Annotated in this window: 3 protein-coding genes; all 3 read right to left on the bottom strand. The window is 62.3% G+C overall.

The window, feature by feature from the left end; translation table 11 throughout:
- Positions 1-80: 80 nt before the first annotated feature.
- Positions 81-392, bottom strand: coding sequence for a hypothetical protein (locus RT662_RS11505; protein ID WP_313670847.1), 312 nt, complete (start codon positions 390-392; stop codon positions 81-83).
- A 328-nt stretch (positions 393-720) separates the two neighbouring features.
- Positions 721-4,863: a DNA-directed RNA polymerase subunit beta' gene (gene rpoC / locus RT662_RS11500; protein WP_313670846.1), complete on the bottom strand. Its 4,143-nt coding sequence runs from the start codon at positions 4,861-4,863 to the stop codon at positions 721-723.
- An 87-nt stretch (positions 4,864-4,950) separates the two neighbouring features.
- The coding region (rpoB, locus tag RT662_RS11495) for a DNA-directed RNA polymerase subunit beta (protein WP_313670845.1) at positions 4,951-7,150 on the bottom strand (2,200 nt) is incomplete at its 5' end.

Raw genomic sequence — 7,150 nt, 5'->3', positions numbered from 1 at the left:
ATTTGCTCGTCCGTCAGCCAAAAAAGATCGCTCACCATTCAGGCTCCTTGCGGAGCTTGAATCAGATCGCGCAAATCAGATCAATGGGTCCTGACCCTAATACCCGTATCGAACAGAACGTCGGTGTTGAGCGCCTGCGCCAGTACCAGGAAGCTGTTTGCGCCGGTGGCGCGGCCGGCCACCAGCAGGCGATCACCCGAGCAGTCGGCCAGCGTTGTTGCCGCGCTGAAGCCAAGGAACTGGCTCATCGGGCCGGAAAAACATTGGGTCCAGCCACCACCAGTGACGGTGGAAACAGCCACATTGAGCTGCGGGCCGACCGGCAGATAGGTTGCGGCGGCGGCCGGCGCAGTAGCCAGCGCTGCGGCGAGTACGAGACTGCGGAAGATCATGGTTAACCCCTGAAGTTATTTCATTTGCGTTGACGAGAAAGCGCTCCCTGCTCGCCAGCAGTGAGGTCGCTGCAATATCTGTGCCAGAATGGGTTCTTTGCCCTCCATATTGGGTGAAGCACTGCATCACAGCCGCTCGAACCCGTCGGGTTGTCAATTATTCCGACAGTTCCGGCGCCGGCGCGCGCCGACACATCGGGCGTCATCGCGCCCATTGTTCATCTTCGCCCGCCGCAGGTAAGCGGCGGGAATGCCTGCCTGAAACAAGAAACCCCGCCGGCAGGGTCGCTGCCGGCGGGGTCTTTGGATCGGTTCAGGCGAAAGCTGATCAGCCTTCAGTCTGCTCCAGCGCCTTGGCGTTGGCTTGCTGCACGGAACGCAGCACCGCATCGCGGCTAGCTGCGGCCACACGCAGGCGACCGATGCCGGCGCCGGTACCGGCCGGGATCAGACGGCCGACAATCACGTTCTCCTTGAGACCGGTCAGGGTATCGATCTTGCCCTGCACCGCGGCTTCGGTGAGCACGCGGGTGGTTTCCTGGAACGACGCCGCCGACACGAACGACTTGGTCTGCAGCGAGGCCTTGGTGATGCCCAGCAGCACCGGCTTGCCGGCGGCCACGCGGCCATCCTGACCAAGCTTGGCGTTTTCCTCGTCCATTTCCTCGCGGTCGACCTGTTCGCCCACCAGCAACGTGGTGTCGCCGCTTTCGGTGATTTCCACCTTCTGCAGCATCTGGCGCACGATCACTTCGATGTGCTTGTCGTTGATGCGCACACCCTGCAGGCGATAGACTTCCTGGATTTCGGCGCAGAGATATTCGGCCAGCGGCTCGACACCCAGCACTTCCAGAATGTCGTGCGGGTTGGGGTTGCCATCGATCAGATAATCACCCCGGCGCACGAAGTCGCCTTCCTGCACGGCCACGTTCTTGCCCTTGGGCACCAGATACTCGGCGACGTCCCCACCATCTTCCGGACGGATGTTGATGCGGCGCTTCGTCTTGTAATCCTTGCCGAACTCCACACGCCCATCGACACGCGCGATCACCGCGTTGTCCTTGGGAATGCGGGCTTCGAACAATTCGGCCACGCGCGGCAGACCGCCGGTGATGTCGCGGGTCTTGGCGGCTTCACGCGGAATACGCGCCAGCACGTCACCGGCCGAAACATCCTGGCCATCGGCCACCGACAGAATGGCATCGGTGGCGAGCATGTAGCGCGCCGATTCGCCGGACTGGTCGTCAAGCAGGGTGATGCGCGGACGCAGATCGTCCTTCTTGTTGTTCGACTTCCATTCGGTGACGACCTTGTTGGCGAGGCCGGTGGCTTCGTCGACTTCTTCCTTCAGGGTCGTGCCTTCGATCAGGTCCTGGTATTTCACCTTGCCCGACTTTTCGGTGATGACCGGCAGGGTATACGGATCCCACTCGGCCAGACGATCGCCCTTCATCACCGTGATGCCTTCGAGGTGCGTGACCAGCGCCCCGTAAGGAATACGGTGCACCGAGCGTTCGCGGCCTTCGCTGTCGCGCAGCACCAGTTCGCCGTTGCGCGCCATCGAGACGTTGCGACCACGGCTGTCGGTGATGGTGACGATGCCACGGAATTCGATGAGACCGTCAACCGGCGCATCGAGCGTGGACTGTTCCGACACCTGCGCCGCACCACCAATGTGGAAGGTGCGCATGGTGAGCTGCGTGCCCGGCTCGCCGATCGACTGAGCGGCGATGACGCCCACGGCTTCGCCCATGTTCACCGGCGTCCCGCGCGCGAGATCGCGGCCGTAGCAGGTGGAGCAGACGCCGCCCTTGGTTTCGCACAGCAGCGGCGAGCGGATCTTCACTTCCGCCACGGCGGCCTTTTCGATGCGGGTCACGTCGGATTCGGTCAGCAGATCGCCGGCCTTCGCCACGATTTCACCGGTCTTGGCGTCGACGATGTCAACCAGCACGGTGCGGCCAAGGATGCGCTCACCCAGCGACACGATGGTGTTGCCGCCTTCAACAATGGCCTTCATCACCATGCCGCGCGTAGTGCCGCAATCCTCTTCGACGACGACGCAATCCTGGCTGACGTCGACGAGACGACGGGTCAGGTAACCCGAGTTGGCGGTCTTCAGCGCGGTATCGGCCAGACCCTTGCGGGCGCCGTGGGTGGAGTTGAAATACTCCAGCACGGTCAGGCCTTCCTTGAAGTTCGACAAGATCGGCGTTTCGATGATCTCGCCCGACGGCTTGGCCATCAGGCCGCGCATGCCAGCGAGCTGCTTCATCTGGGCCTGCGAACCGCGGGCACCAGAGTGGGCCATCATGTAGATGGAGTTGATCTGCGCCTCACGGCCATCCGGCCGCTTCTTCTTGGCGCTGATTTCCTTCATCATTTCGCCGGCAACCAGGTCGCCGCACTTGGACCAGGCGTCAACGACCTTGTTGTACTTCTCGCCCTGCGTGATCAGACCGTCCTGATACTGCTGCTCGAAGTCCTTCACCTCGGCCTTGGTCTTGTCGACCAGCACGGCCTTGGCAGCGGGGATCACCATGTCGTCCTTGCCGAAGCTGATGCCGGCCTGGAACGCGTGGCGGAAGCCCAGCGCCATGATGGCATCGGCAAACAGCACCGTCTCCTTCTGGCCGGTGTGGCGATAGACGGTGTCGATGACGTCGCCGATCTCCTTCTTGGTCAGCAGGCGGTTGATGGTTTCGAACGGCACCTTGTGGCTCTTGGGCAGCGTCTCCCCGAGCAGCAGGCGGCCCGGCGTGGTGTTGACGCGCTTCATGTAGAGCTGACCGTTCTCATCGGTCTGCGGCACGCGGGCGATGATCTTGGTGTGCAGGGTGACGTTCTTGTTGAACAGCGCCTGGTGCACTTCGCTCATCGTGCCGAAGGCCATGCCTTCGCCCGGTTCCTTCTCGGACTCCATCGACAGATAATAGAGACCCAGCACCATGTCCTGCGACGGCACGATGATCGGCTTGCCGTTGGCGGGAGACAGGATGTTGTTGGTCGACATCATCAGCACGCGCGCTTCCAGCTGGGCCTCAAGGCTCAGCGGGACGTGCACGGCCATCTGGTCACCGTCGAAGTCGGCATTGAAGGCCGAGCAAACCAGCGGGTGGAGCTGGATGGCCTTGCCTTCGATCAGCACGGGCTCGAACGCCTGGATGCCAAGACGGTGCAGCGTCGGCGCGCGGTTCAGCAGCACCGGATGTTCGCGGATCACCTCGTCCAGGATATCCCAGACTTCCTTGCGTTCCTTTTCCACCCACTTCTTGGCCTGCTTCAGGGTCATGGACAGACCCTTGGCGTCGAGGCGCGAGTAGATGAACGGCTTGAACAGTTCGAGCGCCATCTTCTTCGGCAGCCCGCACTGGTGCAGCTTCAGTTCCGGACCGGTCACGATCACCGAACGGCCCGAATAGTCGACGCGCTTGCCGAGCAGGTTCTGGCGGAAGCGGCCCTGCTTGCCCTTCAGCATGTCCGAAAGCGACTTCAGCGGACGCTTGTTCGCACCGGTGATGGTGCGGCCACGGCGGCCGTTGTCGAACAGCGCATCCACGGCTTCCTGCAGCATGCGCTTTTCGTTGCGCACGATGATATCCGGCGCGCGCAGCTCGATAAGGCGCTTCAGGCGGTTGTTGCGGTTGATGACGCGGCGATAGAGATCATTGAGATCCGACGTCGCGAAGCGGCCGCCATCCAGCGGCACCAGCGGGCGCAGTTCCGGCGGGATCACCGGCACCACCTGCATCACCATCCATTCGGGCTTGTTGCCCGAGTTGATGAAGCTCTCGACGATCTTCATCCGCTTGATGATCTTCTTCGGCTTCAGTTCCGACTTGGTGGTGCGCAGCTCCTCGCGCAGCGTCTCCATCTCGCCTTCAAGATCGAGTTCCTGCAGCAGGATGCGGATGGCTTCGGCACCGATGCCGGCCTGGAAGGCGTCTTCGCCATATTCTTCCTGGGCCGTCATCAGTTCTTCTTCGGTGAGAAGATCGAACTTCTTGAACGGCGTCATGCCCGGATCGAGCACCACATATTGTTCGAAATAGAGCACGCGCTCCAGCTGCTTGAGCTGCATGTCGAGCAGCATGCCGATGCGGCTGGGCAGCGACTTCAGGAACCAGATGTGGGCAACCGGCGCGGCCAGTTCGATATGGCCCATGCGCTCGCGGCGGACCTTGGAGACGGTCACTTCCACGCCGCATTTTTCGCAGACGATGCCCTTGTACTTCATGCGCTTGTACTTGCCGCACAGGCACTCGTAATCCTTGATCGGGCCAAAGATGCGGGCGCAGAACAGGCCATCACGCTCCGGCTTGAAGGTCCGGTAGTTGATGGTTTCCGGCTTCTTGATCTCGCCGAACGACCAGCTGCGGATCTGCTCCGGGCTGGCGATGGCAATCTGGATCTGGTCAAACGTCTCGGGCTTGGCGGCCGGCGAGAAGAAATTCATCACTTCGTTCGTCATCTTCTTTCCTCCGTTTCCCCTCCCGCTGGCGGGAGGGGCTGGGGGTGGGCAGAGTGTGGGGTGGGGGAAAACCGGCGGTGAAGCCGGTTATTCCACCTCCTCGTTGCTCTGCAGCTGGACGTTCAGGCCCAGCGACCGCATTTCCTTGACCAGCACGTTGAAGCTTTCGGGGATACCGGCTTCAAACGTGTCGTCACCCTTGACGATGGCTTCATACACCTTGGTACGGCCCACCACGTCATCGGACTTGACGGTGAGCATTTCCTGCAAGGTATAGGCCGCGCCATAGGCCTGCAGCGCCCACACTTCCATTTCCCCGAAGCGCTGGCCACCGAACTGGGCCTTGCCGCCCAGCGGCTGCTGGGTAACGAGGCTGTAGGGACCGATCGAACGGGCGTGGATCTTGTCGTCCACCAGGTGGTGCAGCTTGAGCATATAGATATAGCCCACGGTCACGCGGCGATCGAAGGCGTCACCGGTACGACCATCGAACAGCTCGACCTGGCCGGACGTTTCCAGCCCCGCCAGTGCCAGCATGTTCGACACGTCGGCTTCCTTGGCGCCATCGAACACCGGAGTGGCCATCGGCACACCGCCCACCAGGTTGCGGGCCAGTTCGATCACCGCGGCATCGTCGTATTCGGCGATGTCGAGCAGATACTGCGGGCCATAGATGGCCTTGAACAGCTCGCGGATCTCGTTGGCCGTGCCGCTCGCCATCGTCTGGTGGATATCCTCCAGCATGGCAGCGATCTTCTTGCCCAGGCCGCGCGCGGCCCAACCCAGATGGGTTTCGAAGATCTGACCGACGTTCATGCGGCTGGGCACGCCCAGCGGGTTGAGCACGATGTCGACCGGCGTGCCGTCGGCCAGGAAGGGCATGTCTTCCTGCGGCAGGATACGGGAGATGACCCCCTTGTTGCCGTGACGGCCGGCCATCTTGTCACCCGGCTGCAGCTTGCGCTTCACCGCGACAAACACCTTCACCATCTTCAGCACGCCCGGCGGCAGTTCGTCGCCGGCCTGCACCTTGCCCTTCTTGTCTTCAAGACGGGCGGTGATGGTGGTGTGGGCTTCATCCCACTGCGCCTTCAACGCTTCCAGGCCGGCCTGCACGGCATCATCGGCCACGCCGAACTTCCACCATTCGCGGCGCGGCTGCTCTTCCAGCATGGCCTCGTCGATGGCGGCGCCCTTCTTCACGCCCTTCGGCGCGGCGACCACTTCCTGACCCAGCAGCGCGGTGCGCAGACGGGCATAGGTGGCGCGATCAAGAATGGCGCGTTCGTCGGTAGCATCCTTCTCGAGACGCTCGATTTCCTCACGCTCGATCTGCAGGGCGCGTTCGTCCTTGTCGATGCCGTGGCGGTTGAAGATCCGCACGTCAACGATGGTGCCCGAAACGCCCGGCGGCAGCCGCAGCGAGGTGTCACGCACATCGCTGGCCTTTTCGCCGAAGATGGCGCGCAGCAGCTTTTCTTCCGGCGTCATCGGCGATTCACCCTTGGGGGTGATCTTGCCAACCAGGATGTCGCCCGGTTCCACTTCGGCGCCGATGTAGACGATGCCGGCTTCGTCAAGACGAGCCAGCGCGTCTTCACCAACGTTGGGAATGTCGCGGGTGATGTCTTCCGGGCCCAGCTTGGTGTCGCGGGCCATCACTTCGAATTCATCGATATGGATCGACGTGAACACGTCTTCCTTGACGATCTTCTCGTTGATCAGGATCGAATCTTCGTAGTTGTAGCCATTCCACGGCATGAACGCGACGAGCACGTTGCGGCCCAGCGCCAGTTCGCCGTCCTCGGTGGACGGGCCGTCGGCGATGATGTCGCCCTTCTGCACCAGATCACCCACGGTCACCAGCGGACGCTGGTTGATGCAGGTGGACTGGTTGGAGCGCTGGAACTTCATCAGCGTGTAGATGTCGACGCCCGACTTGCCCGGTTCCACGTCCTGCGTGGCGCGGATCACGATGCGGGTGGCGTCCACCTGGTCAACGATGCCGGTGCGCTTGGCGGCGATGGCAGCGCCCGAATCGCGCGCAACCGTGCCTTCCATGCCGGTGCCCACGAACGGGCTTTCGGCCTTCACCAGCGGCACAGCCTGACGCTGCATGTTCGAGCCCATCAGCGCGCGGTTGGCGTCATCGTTCTCCAGGAACGGAATCAGCGACGCGGCCACCGACACCAGCTGCTTGGGGCTGACGTCGGCAAGCGTGATGGTGTTGGCCGGAGCCATCAGGAATTCACCGGCCTGGCGGGCCGAGATCAGTTCCTCGACATAG

The organism is Sandarakinorhabdus sp. (genome assembly GCF_032115815.1).
Lineage (GTDB): Bacteria > Pseudomonadota > Alphaproteobacteria > Sphingomonadales > Sphingomonadaceae > Sandarakinorhabdus.
Note: the sequence above shows the minus strand (reverse complement) of the source record. Positions and strands in the feature narration are given on the sequence as shown.